Annotated in this window: 16 protein-coding genes; 9 read left to right on the top strand and 7 right to left on the bottom strand. The window is 62.8% G+C overall.

Annotation, left to right across the window (positions count from 1 at the left end; translation table 11 throughout):
• The first annotated feature begins 11 nt into the window (after positions 1-11).
• A complete protein-coding gene (locus ACXYL9_RS00310; RefSeq protein WP_459037594.1) occupies positions 12-491 on the top strand; it encodes a hypothetical protein in 480 nt (159 codons plus the stop codon).
• A 1-nt stretch (position 492) separates the two neighbouring features.
• Here the strand turns inward: ACXYL9_RS00310 and fghA are convergent, their stop codons facing one another.
• The 4 genes from fghA to ACXYL9_RS00290 form a co-directional block, all read right to left on the bottom strand.
• A complete protein-coding gene (gene fghA / locus ACXYL9_RS00305) occupies positions 493-1,326 on the bottom strand; it encodes an S-formylglutathione hydrolase (RefSeq protein WP_459037593.1) in 834 nt (277 codons plus the stop codon).
• 11 nt (positions 1,327-1,337) lie between these two features.
• On the bottom strand, positions 1,338-1,718 hold the full coding sequence (locus ACXYL9_RS00300; RefSeq protein ID WP_459039827.1) for a VOC family protein: 381 nt from the start codon (positions 1,716-1,718) through the stop codon (positions 1,338-1,340).
• Between the two features lie 130 nt (positions 1,719-1,848).
• On the bottom strand, positions 1,849-2,955 hold the full coding sequence (locus ACXYL9_RS00295; protein WP_459037592.1) for an S-(hydroxymethyl)glutathione dehydrogenase/class III alcohol dehydrogenase: 1,107 nt from the start codon (positions 2,953-2,955) through the stop codon (positions 1,849-1,851).
• A 14-nt stretch (positions 2,956-2,969) separates the two neighbouring features.
• Entirely contained in the window at positions 2,970-4,400 is a 1,431-nt protein-coding gene (locus ACXYL9_RS00290) for an NAD-dependent succinate-semialdehyde dehydrogenase (RefSeq protein ID WP_459037591.1), read from the bottom strand.
• Positions 4,401-4,517: 117 nt separating this feature from the next.
• Here ACXYL9_RS00290 and ACXYL9_RS00285 point away from each other — a divergent pair, with 117 nt between their 5' ends.
• From ACXYL9_RS00285 to ACXYL9_RS00265, 5 genes are all read left to right on the top strand, one after another.
• Positions 4,518-4,865: a hypothetical protein gene (locus ACXYL9_RS00285; protein WP_459037590.1), complete on the top strand. Its 348-nt coding sequence runs from the start codon at positions 4,518-4,520 to the stop codon at positions 4,863-4,865.
• Positions 4,866-4,938: 73 nt separating this feature from the next.
• The gene (locus ACXYL9_RS00280; RefSeq protein ID WP_459037589.1) at positions 4,939-5,376 is read left to right on the top strand and encodes a hypothetical protein; all 438 of its coding nucleotides are present in this window, start codon (positions 4,939-4,941) and stop codon (positions 5,374-5,376) included.
• Positions 5,377-5,427: 51 nt separating this feature from the next.
• The gene (locus tag ACXYL9_RS00275; RefSeq protein ID WP_459037588.1) at positions 5,428-6,099 is read left to right on the top strand and encodes a glutathione S-transferase family protein; all 672 of its coding nucleotides are present in this window, start codon (positions 5,428-5,430) and stop codon (positions 6,097-6,099) included.
• 59 nt (positions 6,100-6,158) lie between these two features.
• Entirely contained in the window at positions 6,159-6,578 is a 420-nt protein-coding gene (gene msrB / locus ACXYL9_RS00270; RefSeq protein ID WP_459037587.1) for a peptide-methionine (R)-S-oxide reductase MsrB, read from the top strand.
• A gap of 86 nt (positions 6,579-6,664) precedes the next feature.
• Entirely contained in the window at positions 6,665-8,857 is a 2,193-nt protein-coding gene (locus ACXYL9_RS00265) for a transglycosylase domain-containing protein (protein WP_459037586.1), read from the top strand.
• A gap of 98 nt (positions 8,858-8,955) precedes the next feature.
• Here ACXYL9_RS00265 and ACXYL9_RS00260 read toward each other — a convergent pair whose 3' ends face one another.
• From ACXYL9_RS00260 to hflK, 3 genes are all read right to left on the bottom strand, one after another.
• Positions 8,956-10,482, bottom strand: coding sequence for a Do family serine endopeptidase (locus ACXYL9_RS00260; protein ID WP_459037585.1), 1,527 nt, complete (start codon positions 10,480-10,482; stop codon positions 8,956-8,958).
• A gap of 169 nt (positions 10,483-10,651) precedes the next feature.
• Positions 10,652-11,482 carry a protease modulator HflC gene (hflC, locus tag ACXYL9_RS00255; protein ID WP_459037584.1) on the bottom strand — a complete coding sequence of 277 codons (831 nt, stop codon included), beginning with the start codon at positions 11,480-11,482 and terminating at the stop codon, positions 10,652-10,654.
• A gap of 2 nt (positions 11,483-11,484) precedes the next feature.
• Entirely contained in the window at positions 11,485-12,600 is a 1,116-nt protein-coding gene (gene hflK / locus ACXYL9_RS00250; RefSeq protein ID WP_459037583.1) for a protease modulator HflK, read from the bottom strand.
• Between the two features lie 118 nt (positions 12,601-12,718).
• Between hflK and ACXYL9_RS00245 the strand changes: the two genes are divergently transcribed.
• From ACXYL9_RS00245 to hemH, 3 genes are read left to right on the top strand one after another with little or no spacing between them, the layout of a single operon-like run.
• Complete coding sequence (locus tag ACXYL9_RS00245) at positions 12,719-13,705, top strand: Mrp/NBP35 family ATP-binding protein (protein WP_459037582.1); 987 nt, start codon at positions 12,719-12,721, stop codon at positions 13,703-13,705.
• Positions 13,705-15,999 carry a molybdopterin cofactor-binding domain-containing protein gene (locus ACXYL9_RS00240; RefSeq protein WP_459037581.1) on the top strand — a complete coding sequence of 765 codons (2,295 nt, stop codon included), beginning with the start codon at positions 13,705-13,707 and terminating at the stop codon, positions 15,997-15,999. Before ACXYL9_RS00245 ends, ACXYL9_RS00240 begins: the two co-directional genes overlap by 1 nt.
• A 41-nt stretch (positions 16,000-16,040) precedes the next feature.
• Complete coding sequence (gene hemH / locus ACXYL9_RS00235; RefSeq protein WP_459037580.1) at positions 16,041-17,069, top strand: ferrochelatase; 1,029 nt, start codon at positions 16,041-16,043, stop codon at positions 17,067-17,069.
• The last annotated feature ends 22 nt before the right edge of the window (positions 17,070-17,091 follow it).

The following is a 17,091-nucleotide window of genomic DNA, read 5'->3' as shown; positions in this document are numbered from 1 at the left end:
GGACAGATCCCATGAGACAATCAATCATCGTGCTGGCAGCGACCACACTGACCGTCGCGGCGTGCTCGCCGCAATCGGACGAGCAGGTCTCGACTGACGAAACCGGCGCCAGCGAGACCATTACTGCAGATGCCGAAAATGCCGGCGCACCACCGCAAACGGATAGCGAGACCCTATCGACAATTCCTGCGGCGATGCAGGGTCGGTGGGGCCTGGTGCCCGCCGATTGTACGTCCCGCAGAGGCGACACCAAGGGGTTGGCGGAAATCTCTGCCAATTCCATCCGCTTCTACGAATCGGTGGCGACACTTGGCTATGCCAGGCAAACGGGCGACCACGCCTTGCGCGGCGATTTCGCATTCAAAGGCGAGGGTATGGAATGGACGCGAGAGCTTTCGCTCGAAGCTCAGCCTGAAGACCGGAAACTGGTGCTGGAAGAATTTGGCGACGATGCGGTCCTTGGGGCGCGGACCTACACCAGGTGTCCCTGATCTAACTCAACCGCTCGGCGTGCCACGCGACATGCTCGGCCATGAAGGTCGAGATGAAGTAGTAGGAGTGGTCGTAGCCCTCCTGCATCCGGATCGTCGCATTCATCCCGGCTTTCTTGGCAGCGAGCGCCAGCAAGCCGGTCTTGAGCTGTTCATGCAGGAAATCGTCGGCTGTGCCCTGGTCGACTAGCAAATGCTCGTGGCGAGCACCGCCTTCGATCAGCGCGATAGCATCATATTCGCGCCAGCTATCGCGATCTTCCCCCAAATAGCGGCCCAACGCCTTGTTGCCCCACGGAACGTGGCTCGGCGCGACGATCGGGCTAAAGGCGCTGATGGCACGAAACCGCTCGGGGTTCCGCAAGCCAATGGTGAGCGCGCCATGCCCGCCCATCGAATGGCCCGAGATCGATTGCCGATCCATATCCAAGGGGAACTCGGACGCGATCAGTTCAGGCAATTCGCGCTCGATATAGCTGCGCATCCGGTAGTTCTTGCACCACGGTTCACGCGTCGCATCAACATAGAAGCCCGCACCCTTGCCGAAATCATACTCGCCATCGGCATCGGGCACATCGTCGCCGCGCGGCGAAGTGTCAGGCGCAATGAAGGCGATCCCGGCTTTAGAGCAGGCAGCACGGAATTCACCCTTCTCGGTGACATTGGCATGTGTGCAGGTGAGGCCGGACAAGAACCACAGAACCGGGACCGCGCCTTCCTGCGCCTGCGGCGGGAGGAAGACCGAGAACGTCATCTCGGTGCCGGTTTCGGCGGAGACGTGGGAGTAAACTCCCTGCACTCCGCCGAAGCTGCGGGTTTCAATCAGTCTTTCCATGGTGCGCAGTGTTAGCCCATGCGCTTCATGACGCAGATCTTGTTGCCCGCCGGATCGCGCAGGTAGGCCAGGTACATCTTGCCGATCTCGCTTTCGCGGATCCCGGGCGGGTCTTCAATCGCGGTGCCGCCATTGGCGACCCCGGCATCGTGCCAGGCCTGGCCCTGCTCCTCGCTATCAACCGCAAAGCCGATCGTGCCGCCATTGGCGCATGTGGCGGGCTGCCCGTCGATCGGTTTGGAGACGAGGAAAACGCCGCCGTTGTGCATGTAGATCAGCCGACCCTTGGGATCGACCGAGGCTTCACGACCGCCCAGCGCCTTGAAAGTGGCATCGTAGAATTTCTTGGCGGCATCGATATCGTCGGCCCCCAACATCACGTGACTGAACATCATCCATTCTCCTCTAGATCGACTGCCTTGGTGGCGGTCTGGTGGTTATCGGTACGGGCCGTATCGCCTGCTTTGGTGACGGGCAAACGAACTTCGTCGTCCAGAGACTGCGAGTCTGCGTATTGCACCGTCAATATACAACGACCGCCCGGATGCTCTCGCCGGCATGCATCAGGTCGAAGCCCTTGTTGATCTCGTCGAGGCTGAGCCGGTGGGTGATCATCGGGTCGATGGCAATCTTGCCGTTCATATAACAGTCGACGATCTTGGGCACGTCGGTGCGTCCCTTCGCCCCGCCGAAAGCGGTCCCGCGCCAGTTGCGTCCTGTCACCAGCTGGAACGGTCGGGTAGCGATTTCCTTACCCGCCTCGGCCACGCCGATGATGATGGAGGTGCCCCAGCCCTTGTGGCAGCATTCAAGGGCCTGGCGCATCACATCGGTGTTGCCGGTGCAGTCGAAGCTGTAATCGGCCCCGCCATCGAGCATTTCGACAAGATGACCCACGATGTCGCTGGTCTCTTTCGGATTCACGAAATCGGTCATGCCAAACTTGAGGCCCCACTCCTCGCGATCGGGATTGATGTCGACGCCGACGATCCGGTCGGCCCCGGCCATCTTCGCGCCTTGCAAGACATTGAGCCCGATCCCCCCGAGGCCAAAGACCACGACATTGTCGCCTGGCTGGACCTTGGCGGTGTTGACCACCGCGCCTACGCCCGTGGTGACTCCGCAGCCGACGTAGCAAGTGGTATCGAACGGCGCGTCCTCGCGGATCTTGGCGACAGCGATTTCGGGGAGGACGGTGAAGTTGGAGAAGGTCGAGCAGCCCATGTAGTGGTAGATTGTCTCGCCCTTGTAGGAAAACCGGCTGGTTCCGTCGGGCATCAGCCCCTGGCCTTGCGTCGCACGGATCGCGTTGCACAAATTGGTCTTGCCCGACAGGCACATTTTGCACTGGCGACATTCGGGCGTGTAAAGCGGGATGACGTGATCGCCCGGTACCACCGATGTTACTCCGGCACCCACTTCACGGACCACGCCGCAGCCCTCATGCCCCAACACAGAAGGGAATATCCCCTCTGAATCGAGCCCGTCGAGCGTGTAGGCATCGGTATGGCAGATGCCGGTCGCCATGATTTCGACCAGCACTTCACCTGCCTTTGGACCTTCGAGATCGAGCTCGACGATCTCGAGCGGCTGGTTGGCTTCGAATGCGACGGCGGCGCGAGTCTTCATCGCTTGCGTCTCCTTCAGAATGTTTCGTGGACGGTCTTTGAGACCATGCAGGCGGCGACGCCTTCGGCACCGTCTTCCAGCCCATAGCCCGACCATTTGACCCCGCCGAACGGAGCATCGACGGCGCTGACACCGCCGCCATTGATGGCGATCATCCCACTCTCGATTTCGCTGGCGAGCTGCGCGCGCTTGCCAGCGTCCCGCGTCCAGGCATAGGCGGCGAGGCCGTAAGGCAGGCGGTTGGCCTCTTTGATCATCGCATCATATCCCGGCATCGAGTTGATGATGGCGACAGGGCCGAACGGCTCCTCGTTCATGATCTCGGCATCGATTGGCACTTCGGCGAGCACGGTGGGTTGGTGGAAGAAGCCCTGGTTACCGATCCGCTCGCCACCGGCCAGCAACTTGCCGCCCTTGTCTTTGGCGTTGGCGATCTTGGACTGGATGCCGTCGGGACCGCGCTCGCTCGCCATCGGCCCCATCTGGGTTTCCTTGTCAATGCCATTGCCGACCGTGATGGCTTTCGCACGCTCGACAAAGCCGTCACGGAAGCGTTCGAACACGCCTTCTTCGACCAGGAAGCGGGTCGGGCTGACACAAACCTGGCCGGCATTGCGGAACTTGTTCGCCGCCATTGTGTCGAGCGCCTTGTCGATATCGGCATCCTCGAACACCAGCACGGGGCCGTGGCCACCCAGTTCGAGCGTTGCGCGCTGCAGGTTTTCGGCCGCCAGCGCGGCGAGGTGCTTGCCGACCGCGGTTGAGCCGGTGAAGGTCATCTTGCGAATGACAGGCGAGCCCAGCAGGTGACGGCTGATCTCGTCAGGGACGCCGAACACCGCCTGGCAGGCATCGCCCGGCACGCCCGCATCGAGCATGGCCTGGACCATCGCCAGCCCGCCAGCAGGGGTCTCCTCGCTCGGTTTGACGATGACCGAGCAGCCCGCTGCCAGCGCTCCGCCGATTTTGCGCATCACGTTCAAGGCGGGGAAATTCCAAGCGCTGAAGCCGGCGATGGGGCCGACCGGTTCGTGCCGGACGTCGGCCCGCTGACCATCCGGGCGCACCAGCGTGCGGCCATAATTGCGCTTGCACTCGCCGGCATAGAATTCGAGCAGCATGGCACAATAGATCGTCTCGCCAATCGCTTCCTTGACTGGCTTGCCCTGCTCGCGGGTGATGGCCGTACCGATATCCTTGGCGCGCTCGCGGATCAGGCCCGCGGCCTTGCGCAAAATCGCTTCGCGTTCGTCGGCCGAAGTCGCCCGCCATCTGGCAAAGCCTGCTTCTGCGTGACCGAGTGCAGTGTCGAGATCGTCACGGGTGGCGCGGGGCAGGGCAGCGAAGGCTTCACCAGTGGCCGGATCGAGCACGTCAACGGCTTCCCGGCCCGAGTTGATGATTTCTCCGCCGATCAGCAGGCTCAATTGGGGGTAATCGGTCATCTGGGGTCCTTTGAATATGTCTGGTCGGTTTGGGGACAGGATGTGATTCGGTAAAGCCTTGCATGAAATTGCCGAGGGGGCAGCATCCGTTCAGATTGTCAGCTATAGGGCCGACCCATGATAACGACCCTCATCGCTTCGACCCTGGCTTTCACGGCGCAGGCTCCTGCCGAACCGCAACTTTCGCTGCAACAGCGGACAAGCATTCGCTGTTCGGCTGCTTTCGCTATCGTGGCCAAGGGGCAGGAGGCCGGCAACAGCGAGGCGCTGGCCTATCCTGATCTCTCCGAGCGCGGGAAGGAGTTCTTCGTTCGCGCCAGCGCGCAAACGATGGAAGAGGCTGGCCTGACCCGCGACCAGATCAGCGCCGTCCTGTCGGCCGAAGCGCACACATTGTGGGATGACGGCACCCTCGCCAATGTCATGCCCGGCTGCCTGCTGCTGCTTGACGCCTCGGGTCTCTGACCGACCGTTCAGCTTCGGGTCACTGCAGATGAACTAGGAGGTGGGTTCCTCTTCTTCCAACCGAGGAAAGCCCATGCGAACCATATTAGCCTTCGGCGCGGCCTTGTCGCTCGCCGTTCCCACTCCCGCCCTGGCCCAGATTGCGCCTGAATCCGACGCAGAACTCGGCGCAATGGTCGAAACCTTGCGCGATCCGGTCGTGCAGGTGCAAGCTAGCGAGATGCTGGCGGCGATGTCGCAGGTCCTGCTCAACCTGAAGGTTGCGCCGCTGGCCGAAGCGATGGCGGAAATCGCAGGCGAACCTATCGATGATATCGATCCCGACCAGACGGTGCGCGACCTTGCTCCGGAGGCGGAATATTTGCCGCAGGATATTCACCGCGAAGTGCCACAAGCGATGGACAGGCTTGCTGGAATGAGCGGCGCCCTGGCGGCCATGCTGCCGGCCTTGCGCGACATGGCAGCCCAGATGGAGACTGCCATCGAAGATGGTGCCGATTCCGTCCGATAAGCTGCTCCGCCGTATGGACGCAGCGTCAGCATTGCGGCAAAGACGTATCCCATGTGGCGCCTCTATCAATTCCCGCTCTGCCCGTTCAGCCGCAAGGTGCGCCTGCTGCTGAGCGAAAAAGGCGTGGGCTACGAGTTGTGGCGCGCCGATCCGTGGGCGGCCGACGATGAATTCTGGGCCATGAACCCGGCCGGTCGAACCCCGGTTCTGCACGATCCGGAGCGCCGCTTATCGCTCGCCGACAGCCGCGCGATCTGCGAATATTTCGAAGAGACAGTCGACAAGTCGCCGATGATCAACGGCACCGCCACCAACCGCGCCGAGATCCGCCGTCTGGTCGCTCTGTTCGACGAGAATTTCTTCGGCGATGTCACCTTGCCGCTGTTGCACGAACGGATGAAGAAGCGGCTGATCCTGCGCCAGCCGCCCGATAGCCGCGCCTTGCGTGAAGCGATGAAGCTGGCTCACGGACATCTCGACTACATCGACTATCTAATCGACACGCGGCCGTGGCTCGCCGGGCCGCAGATGAGCCTGGCCGATCTCGCCGCGGCGGCGCAAATCTCGGTCGCCGATTATCTCGGCGGGATCGACTGGAAGGGGCATGATCAGACCCGCGACTGGTATACTGCGTTCAAGAGCCGCCCCAGTTTCGGTCCGCTGTTGAGCGAACGAATGGAAGTGATTCAGCCGCCCACGCACTACGCCATGCTCGACGCCTGACCGTCGATGCTTGAGGCGCGGACGGCCGGACACCATATCCTTGGCGAAGGAGTTGCTCGATGACCGATCCCAAACAAAAGTCCGAACGCGAATGGAGCGAGGAACTGACCCCCGAGCAATATCACGTATTGCGCGAGAAAGGGACCGAGCGCCCCTTCAGTGGTGAGTATGACGAGTTCTTCGAACAGGGCGAATATGTCTGCGCAGGTTGTGGCCAGAAGCTGTTCGCGAGCGATGCCAAATATAACAGTGGATGCGGATGGCCGGCCTTTACCAAGCCCGCTTTGGGCGATGCCGTGGCCGAACACAGGGACACCGCGCACGGCATGATCCGCACCGAGGTTACCTGTGCAAAATGCGACGGCCATCTTGGCCATGTGTTTCCCGATGGTCCAGCCGATCAGGGCGGCTTGCGCTATTGCATCAACAGTGCAGCGCTCGAATTCTCGAATGATACAACTGACAACAAAGGCGATTAGACCGTTCACGGCACGTTACGCATCGCCTATGCAGGGTATATCGCAATTGCATGCGCGTCGCATGCGTGACGGGATAGCGTAACCGCATGGCCAAGAGAGGCAGCCGCCGCAAAGCGGCGCAAAAGGCAAGAAGGCACGCCGCCGCCAATCCGCAGGGCCGGTTCCGCAGGGTGGTAAAGCGGATCGTCTTATGGGGCGGTGCATCGGCCATCCTGGCCGCATTGTTCCTGGCCCTTGCAGTATTGTTCGCAGCTCGATCCCTGCCCAGTTTCAGCCAGTTGAAAGCAACGCAGACCGCGCAGACAATCGTCGTGCGTGCTCGCGACGGCAGCGAAATTCTCGAGCTCGGACCCAGCTTCGGCCAATGGATCCCGCATCGCGAGATTCCTGCGGTGATGAAAGATGCAATGATCGCGGTCGAGGACCGCCGCTATCAATCGCATATCGGGATTGATCCCTACGGCCTTGCCCGTGCGGTGTGGGATGCGGCCTCGGGCAATGGACGTATCTCCGCCACCTCCACCATCACCCAGCAGCTCGCGCGCAACATTTTTCTCAATTCCAACCGCACCCTCGACCGGAAGCTGCGCGAGGCAGTGCTGGCGCTTGCTCTGGAGACCAAGTTCTCCAAGGAGCAAATCCTCGAGCTCTATCTCAACAAGGTTTATTTCGGCGGCGGCGCGTACGGCATCGATAGCGCCAGCCGGAAATTCTTCAGCCATCCGGGTACCGAGTTGAGCGTTGCCGAAGCGGCTATCATCGCCGGTCTCGTCAAGGCACCGAGCCGTTATTCGCCGACCGCGGATGTCGATGCTGCTGTGGACCGCGCCAAGGTCGTGCTGCGGCTGATGCGCGAACAGGGCCGGATCTCGGCCAGCGAAGCTTCAGTCGATGTCGCTGCGGTCAAGCTGAAGCAGGAGGCGGGCCAGAACTCGGTGCGCTATTTCACCGACTGGGCCCTGCCACAGCTCGACATCCTGCTGCCCGAAACATTCGAACCGATTACGGTCTGGACGACGATCGATGTCGGGATGCAAAGAGCGGCACAGGCCGCGATCGAGGCAAATGCTCCCGCCGGTGCACAAGGTGCGCTGGTCAGCCTCGACCGCGACGGAGCGGTGCTCGCCCTGGTCGGCGGCAGCGACTATGTCGAGACCAGCTTCAACCGCGCCACCACTGCACTGCGCCAGCCCGGTTCTTCATGGAAACTGTTTGTCTACCTCGCCGCGCTCGAGGCCGGCTACACGCCCGAGGACCGGGTGGTCGATACCGAGACCACGATCGACGGGTGGAGCCCGCGCAATTCGGGCGGCGGCTATGCCGGGGAAATGAACTTGCGGACGGCGTTTGCAACTTCGCGCAACACCGTGGCCGCGCAACTCGGCTACGAAGTAGGCTTCGGCACGGTTGCCTCGATGGCCCGGAGGTTTGGTATCACCACCGAGATTTCGACCTATCCGTCGATGGTTCTGGGATCAAACGAGGTGCGGCTGATCGACATGACGCGCGCATTTGCCGGCGTTTCTGCCAAGGGTAAGAGCGTCGAACCGTTTGGCATCGTCAAGGTGACAACCGCCGATGGAGAGACGATCTACAAGCACGAGGGATCGCGCAGCGTGCAGCTGGTGCCTGACTATGTCGCGGCCGGGATGACGGATCTCCTGCAGGCAGCAGTGGCCACCGGCACCGGGCGTGCGGCCCAGATCGGGCGCCCGGTGGCGGGCAAGACGGGGACCACCAGTTCGAACAAGGACGGCTATTTTGTCGGCTTTTCCAGCGGTATCACGACCGGCGTTTGGATGGGGCGCGATGACAATGCCCGTGTTGCCGGCCTGCAGGGCGGGCGGGCACCGGCGCAGGCCTTTGCCGCCTACATGCGCTATGCCGTGAAAGATCGCCCCCCTGAGAAATTCGACACCGATCTAAAACTGCCTGAATGGCAGCTCGAGCCCGATGACGAATTCTACTTTGGCGACCCGGAAGACTATTACTACATCGATGAGCAGGGCAATCTGATCGAGCCAGGCCGGATCGAAGGGCCGAGCGAGAACGCGCCCTCCGAAGCTAGCCGGCCGGGTGAAGCAATCCGGCCGCGCCAGCCTGCAGACTCGTCGGCCGATGGCGGCCCCCAGGCCGCCAGCGACGATTTCCTGAACCGGGCGACAGGGGGGGAACCGGCCCAGCCGCGTAGCACACCTCGTCCGCCCGGGCCGCGGATCATCACTCCCGCGCAGCCGCAGCAAACGCCGCCGCCACGGCAAAACCCGCCTCCTCGTTAGCCGACCATCGGCACCTCGCAGGGCGTTGCGGCGATCAAACAAAAAGCCCCCGCCGGGACATCCGGCGGGGGTTTTCGTTCAACGGCAAAAGTTTGGGGTCAGTCCTGCAGGCGGATCCCGACATAGCGAGCAGGCTGTGCCCCGCGCTTGACCTGGAGCAGGACCGAGCCGCGTCCGGCGGCACGAGCTTCGCTGATGATCCGCTCGAGCGCCGCGACGTCTGGGACCGGCTGGTAGTTGGCGGTGAGCACGATGTCGCGCCGGCGCAAGCCCTTGCGGGCAGCATCAGAATTGGGATCGACAACCGCGATGGCAAGGCCGGAAGTATTGGCGGGGATGCCCAGCTGGCGGGCGATTTCCTCGGAGACGGGGATGACGCCAAGGCCAAGCCGGTCCGCGATCATCTCGCTTTCACTCATGTCGGGCGTACCCGTCGAATCTTCAGATTCGTCTTGCGAGAAGACTTGCGCCTGGCGAATCTGCTCTTCGCTGGGTCGCTTGCCAACCTTTACGTTGAGCGTGCGACGGCTGCCGTCACGAATGATCTCGACCGGCACGGTTGTGCCTGGAGAGATATTGGCGATCAGGAAGGACAAGGTCTGGTCGGGCGTCACCTCACGCCCGTTGATCTTCATCACGATGTCGCCCGGACGCAATCCGGCACGCGCAGCGGCCTCGCCTTCGACCACGATCTGCACGAACTCGCCGCGGTTCTTGGGCAGCCCGAGCGAATCGGCGACATCTTCGGTCACCGGTTGGATCTGCACGCCGAGATAGCCGCGCTCGATCACGGCCCCCTTGCGCAACTGATCGACAATCGGGGCCGCGATTTCGGCGGGAATGGCGAAGCCGATCCCGACACTGCCACCCGACGGAGAGAAGATCGCGTTATTGATGCCGATGACATTGCCCTGCATGTCGAACAGCGGGCCACCCGAATTGCCGCGATTGATGCTGGCATCGGTCTGGATATAGCGATCGTAGGCGCCCCCACCGGTGTTGCGCAATTGCGCCGAGACTATGCCGGAGGTGACCGTGCCGCCGAGGCCGAAGGGATTGCCGATGGCGATCACCCAGTCACCGGCCCGGGTCTTGGTCGAATCACCGAATTTGACGAACGGGAAGTCCGCAGCGCGGCTGACCTTGAGTACTGCCAGATCCGACTGTGCATCGGCCCCGACCAGTTCGGCTGCGTATTCGGTACCGTCGGGCATGGTTACGGTGATTTCTTCAACCGTACCGCGGCCAGTCGGGCTGACGACGTGATTGTTGGTAACGACATAGCCATCGGCCGAAATAAAGAAGCCGGACCCTAGCGATTGTGCCTCGCGGGTCTGCGGCTGGGACTGGCCGCGGCGGTTGAACAGGTCCGCAAAGGGGGTACCCTGGAAGGGGTTTCTGGTATCCACCTGCACTCGCTGGCGGGTCGAGATATTGACCACCGCCGGCTGCAATTGTGCCGTCAGATCGGCAAAGCTCGCCGGTGCACCGGCGCGCGGAACCATTGTCGCCATGGCGCGATCGTCGTTGACCGCAACCTGCGCCCCTGCCGGCTGTCCGGTCACCAGGGAAATCGTTGCGCCACCCAGGAGCAGCGCGGTGCTCAGGCCATATGCATATCGCACGGGTTTCACCTTCTCTCGTTCCTCTTCTTTCTCGCATGCAGATACGCACAGCGTGCGTCTCTGGTTTCAGCCTGTCAGCCTAGACCTGCCAATTCAGCGTTTCGCCACTGAACGGGCCTTTAACGACGGCTGTAGTCGAAGTCCCTCGTCGAGCGACAAGGGACGTTCGTCAGCGACCGCGGAACTGGCGCAGATATTCGTTGTCCGGCGCCAGTATGATCGAACTTTCGCCCGCGTCCTTGTTGCTGACGAATGTCGTCTCGTAACTCTTCATTGCGCGATAGAAATCGTAGAAATTCGCATCCTTGCCGAAGCTCTGCGCGTAGATCCGGGCAGCTTCCGCATCGGCTTCGGCGCGGATCACCACGGCATCACGCTCGCCATCGGCGCGGATTGCGCGCGCTTCGCGCTCGCGGTCCGATTCCATGCGACGGAAGGCCGATTGCAGGGGGGCGTCGGGAAGATCGGTGCGCTTGATCTGCACATCGACAACCTCGGCGCCGTACTGGCGGGCCTGGCGGTCCAGGTTCTCGCGCACCGTTGCCAGTGCCGAACCGCGCTCTGCAGTCAGCATCGCCTGGAAGGTGCGGCGGCCGAGTTCCTGCCTCAACACCGAATTGAGGATCGGCTGCAGGGCGGTGCGCACGCCGTCGGTAGAGCCGGCGCGTTCGACCATCCGGACAGGGTCGGTAATGCGGAACCGCGCATAGGCATTGACGAGCAGGCGCTGCTGATCGTTCGACAGCACTTCCTCGTCGGTCATCGTGAGGTCGAGCAGGCGTTTCTCGATCCGCACAACGCGGTCGATCAACGGCACGCGCAGATAGAGGCCGGCGCCGGTGGTGCCACCGGGCGTGTTGATCACGTACTTCGGTTCACCCGTCCGAACGATGACGACCTGCTCTTCTTCGGGGACCACGAAGGCGCTAAAAAGAAACGCTATCAGCACAATCGCAAGGGCAACGAAGACCAGCCTATAATTTTGCCAGATGTCCTGCATGATCACTGCCCTCCATTCGTGGTGACGGCGGGTACAGCGGGCCTTTGCGAGCGTCGTTGGATCTCGGGCAGCGACAAATAGGGCGTCACGCCGCTGGGTTCGACGATCGTCTTGTCGGTCTGACTCAGAACGCGCTCCATTGTTTCGTAATAAAGCCGTTTGCGGGTGACTTCGGGGGCGAGCCGGTACTGTTCGAATACCTTGTCGAAGGCTTCAGCTTCACCCTTTGCGATGGAAAGCTGCTGCTCGGCATAGCCGCGCGCCTGGTTGCGTGCAGCATCGGCCTGCTGCTCGGCCACCTGAACATCGCGGAAGGCGTCGACGACCTCGGCCGGCGGGTCGGCTTTCTCGATTTCGACACCAAGCACCTGGATGCCGGCATTGTAGGCATCGAGAGTCGCCTGCATTCTCTCGCGCACGTCAAGCTCGATCGCGGCACGGCCCTGGCCGGAAAAGGTCTCGTCGAGCTCTTTCTCGGCGATCGCCGCACGCATGGCCGCTTCGGCCACCTCGCTCACCGTTTCGACCGGTTCGACCAGCCGGAACTTGAAATTGGCCAAATCATTGATGTTCCAGCGCACGATATAGCTCAGGTCGACCAAGTTCTGGTCGCCGGTCAGGATCAGTTTTTGCGCCTGTGCACCGCCGGGAATTTGCAAGGCACGCACACCCTGGACATCCTCCACATCGACGGTCTCGATCGGGAACGGCAGCGTAAACTGCAGGCCGGGGTCGAGCGTGCGGGTGAAATTGCCCAAGGTCTTGACCACCGCCTGTTCCTTGGGTCCGATCTGATGGACCATCGTGGAGCCGAGGCCGAGAATCACCAATCCACCAGCGATAAGCGGGAACCAGCTCTTGCCGCCCGGGCGCGGGGGCAGGGTGAAATTCGGGCCGCCGCCACCGCGGCGCGGACCTTCGGGCCCGCGGTTCTTGAAAATATCCTCGATGCTGGCCGATCGGCGAGAACGGTCCTTGCCGCCTGCCCCGGGCGGAAGCCACGGGTTGCGCGGGCCGCCGGACTTGTCGTCCGCGCCGCCGTCGTCGCCGGAATCACCGCCGCCGGAGCCATTGCCCTCGTTACCTGAACTGCCACCCCACGGGCTTTTCCCCGCCATGGCCAAGCCGATCCGTTGCCGGAACCTGTCAAAACCTTCCATGCAGCCTGTATAGGTACCGCATGGGGAGAAAAACAGGGGTGGCGCGTGCAAAATTACTGCTAGAGGCACCTGCGTGATGGACGAGACGGGATTGCGGGCAGCCCTGCCCGAACAGATTGTCAGCCGCGTGCGCAGCTTGAAGGCGAAGGAAGGGACGGTCACCGCCGTCCTCGATGCCGGCGGTCTTTCCGCTCGCGAGCGCTCTGCGATGGAGGCTGAGGCCAAGGCGGTTCTTTTGGCGCAAGCCGATATCGACGAGGCGCGCATAGCTTTCATGGCCGACAAGGTGGCGCGCCGCTTTATCGCGGTCGGATCGGGCAAGGGTGGGGTTGGAAAATCTACCCTGACGGCAAACCTGGCCGTGGCACTCAAGCGGATGGGACATGCGGTCGGCGTTGTCGACGCCGATATATACGGTCCATCGCAACCCACCCTGTTGGCAAGCAAGTGGGCCAAACCCGAGGCTGTCGGACAGACCCTGCAACCCGTGATGGGCTTCATGGACATCCCGATGCTGTCGATGGGGCACCTTGTTGCGCCGGGCAAGGCGCTGGCGTGGCGCGGCCCTATGGCGGCCGGCGCTCTGACCCAGCTCATCGAAGCCGATTGGGGATCGGTCGAAATTATCCTCATAGACCTGCCGCCGGGGACCGGGGATGTGCAGCTGACGATGGTGCAGAACCACAAGCCTGACGGCGCCGTGATCGTCTCTACGCCGCAGGATCTCGCCCTGATCGATGCTGCCCGGGCCGGGCAACTGTTCGAAACGGCTGGCGTTCCCGTGATCGGCCTGGTCGAGAATATGGCCGGATACCAGTGTCCCCATTGCGGCGAATTCTCCGACCCGTTCGGGCAAGGCGGTGTGGAAAGCATTGCTGAAAGGCTGGAATTACCCTTCCTCGGGCGTATCCCATTGGCCATGGATATCCGCACTGCCAGCGATGCCGGGACGCCCCCGGCTTCAGGTGACGATGCTTCCGGCGCCGCCTTTGCCGCTATTGCGCGGAAGGTGGCGGATTGGTTGGCGCATGGCGATGGCCCAACTGGTGAGGCGCGCGGCTGATGCCGATGCTGAGCCGGCGCGGTCTGCTCGCCGGGGCAGCATTAGGTGGCGGGTTGCTCGTAGCGTGGTCGCTGTGGCCACGCCGGTTCGGTTCACCTCTGCAACCCGGCCCCGACGAGACTGCCTTCGGTGCCTGGCTCAAGATCGGCACCGATGGCGTCGTGACAGTTGCCGTGCCCCAGCTCGAGATGGGCCAGGGGGTCAGCACTCTGTTGCCACAGCTGGTCGCAGTCGAGCTGGGGGCTGACTGGCGGCAGGTGGCGGTGCAGCCCGCGCCGGTGAGCGGCGCCTACGCCAACGTTCCCCTGGCTGCCAAATGGGCTCCGCTGTGGATGCCCACACGCTTGCCCGGATTCGTCGAGATCGGTCCTGACGACCTTGTTGTGCAGCGCTATGCCGAGGAAACGAGATTTACCGCCACCGCCGAGGGCCAGTCGCTCGACGCTTACGGAAAGGCGTGCCGAGAAGCGGCGGCTGCGGCGCGAACAATGCTGTCGCAAGTGGCAGCGGATCGATGGGATATTTCATGGGAGGAATGCGAGGCGCAAAACGGCTTCGTCACCCATGGTGACAAGCGGCTTCGCTTTGGCGAACTGGCGCAGGAAGCTGCCGAGCTGACCCCGCCCGACCCACCGCCGCTGCGCGTCGATGGCGCTTTCGAAGTGCCGGTTGCGGGGCAGAACGATCCGGCGACTTCCTTCCCAAGGCTCGATTTGCCATCGAAGGTCGATGGATCGCATCTCTTTGCCGGCGATGTCCGCCTGCCGGGGATGGTTTTTGCCGCCATCAGGCACGGGCCGGTCAACCAGTCCAGCCTGGCGGGCTTCGACAGGGCGGCGGCGGAGGCAACCCCGGGGTTCGACAGCCTGATCGAGAATGAGAGCTGGCTGGCAGCACTGGCCAGCAATTGGTGGGCCGCAGAGCAGGTGCTCAAGGCGGCTCGGCCGCGTTTCACCACCGCAAGCCGGGTGCACAGCCCGCAGATCGAGCAACGCCTTGCGGCTGCGCTGGGCGAAAGCGAGGGTACCGAAGGGGAAAAGGGCCATGTCATCGCCGTTCGCGGTGAAGGAGCATTGGTAGTAAGCACGCCCGACCTCGAACTCGATTACGAAGTCGCGCCAGCCCAGCACCAGCCGCTCGAGACCGCTAGTGCGACGGCGTGGCTGCGCGAAGGGCGGCTGGAATTGTGGTTGGCGAGCCAGGCACCCGAGCGCGCCCGTGCAGCGGCGGCTGACGCAATCGGAATCGCGACCGAGGACGTCATCCTCTATTCGATGCCCGCAGGGGGCAGCTTCGATGCCCGACTGGAGCATGATCATGCCATCGAATCCGCGCTGATCGCACGAGCAGCCAAGCGTCCGGTACAGCTGGTCTGGTCGCGGTGGCAGGAAACTATCGCCGGGTACCCGCGTGCACCGGTGGCGGCGCGGCTTTCAGCCCGGCTCGCTGAAGACGGATCTATCGCGGTTCTCAAGACGCGGCTGGCGACCCCGCCATGGGGCCGCGAATTCGGTGCGCGGCTGTTTGGCAAACGCAGCAATTCGGATGCTATCGAGGACAGCGCGGGCAAGGCGGATCCGATGGTCGGCGAAGGCGCGCTGCCTATTTACGATGTCGCTTCGGCAGCTGTCGAGCATGTGCCGGTCCGGACCGATCTGCCTGCGGGCAAGATGCGCGGGCAGGCCCATGGCTACACTGCCTTCATGATGGAAAGCTTCGTCGATGAGGCGGCGAAGGCCAGCCGGCGCGAGCCGCTGTCCTACCGCATCGAGATGCTCGGCAGCGACCTGAGGATGGTCGAATGCCTGCAGCGTGCCGCGCGGCTCGCGAACTGGAACGGCGGTGAGGAGGGCAGTGGACAAGGGCTCGCCTGCCACCGCATCGGCTCGACTGCTTCGGGTGGACGGATTGCCTGCATAGCCACTGCTGGACCGGGCGAGGGCGGCGTCCGCGTCACGCGATTGGTGGCGGCGGTCGATATTGGACGCATCGTCAACCTCGATATTGCACGCCAGCAGATCGAGGGCGGATTGATTTTTGGACTGTCGCTCGCCCTCGGTTCGAGCAATGCCTATGATCGAGGCCGGCCCGAGAACGAGCGGTTGGCCCAGATGCACTTGCCGTTGCTGGCGGACTGTCCTGATATGGAAATCGAGTTTCTCCCCAGCGACGAACCATCCTTCGACCCGGGTGAGCTGGGGGTGGCAGTTGCCGCGCCGGCTATCGCCAACGCGCTGTTCGCATCGACCGGCCTGCGCCTGCGCCGACTGCCGCTGCTGGCGGGCGGGCTTTAGGACATGTTGACGCGCGGCCCCGATTGCGGTTGGCGCAAGCCATGACATGGCAAGAGGAACTCCTCCCGAGTGATCACGCGCCGGTTGCCAGCGGCAAGGTCGGCGTCCTGCTGGTCAATCTCGGGACGCCCGATGCGCCCGACACGAAATCGGTACGGCGCTATCTGAAGGAATTCCTGTCCGACCGTCGGGTCGTCGAAATCCCGGCAATCGCCTGGCAACCGATCCTGCGCGGGATCATCCTCAACACACGGCCCAGAAAGAGCGCGCATGCTTATCAGCAAGTGTGGACGAAGGAAGGGTCGCCCCTAGCGGTTATCACCCGGCGGCAGGCCGAGGCGTTGGCCGTGCAACTGGGCGATGAGGTGCGGGTCGACTGGGCCATGCGTTACGGAAATCCGTCGATTGCCGACCGGCTCGAAGCGATGATGAAGACGGGGTGCGAACGTATCCTGCTCGCCCCGCTCTATCCGCAATATTCGGGCGCAACCACGGCCACGGTGGTCGACAAGGCGGCAGAAGCGCTGGCGTCGATGCGCTGGCAGCCTTCGTTGCGCAGTTTGCCACCTTATCATGACCACCCCGCCTATATCGATGCGCTCGAGGCTGATCTTGCCGACCAGCTGGATAGGCTCGATTTCGTGCCGGAGGTTCTGTTGCTCAGCTTCCACGGGATGCCGCAGCGCACGCTCGAGTTAGGCGATCCTTACCATTGCCACTGCCACAAGACCGCGCGCCTGCTTGGCGAGCGGCTGGCATCGAAGCGGCCCGGTCTGCGGGTGGTGACAACATTCCAGTCGCGCTTCGGTCCGGCCAAATGGCTGGAGCCTGCCACCGACATCACCATCGCGGCGGAGGCCAAAGCAGGGACGAAACGCATGGCGGTGGCGATGCCGGGATTCTCTGCCGATTGTCTCGAAACGCTGGAGGAAATCGCGATACAGGGCCGCGAGCAATTCAGGGGTGCTGGCGGCGAGGACTATGCCGCGCTTGCCTGCCTAAACGATGGCACGCCGGGGATGGCTATGCTCGAGGCTTTGGTGCGACAGGAACTCGCCGGCTGGATTTGAACCGCGGAATAACTTACAAGCA

The sequence above is a fragment of the Qipengyuania sp. CAU 1752 genome (assembly GCF_054482615.1).
Note: the sequence above shows the minus strand (reverse complement) of the source record. Positions and strands in the feature narration are given on the sequence as shown.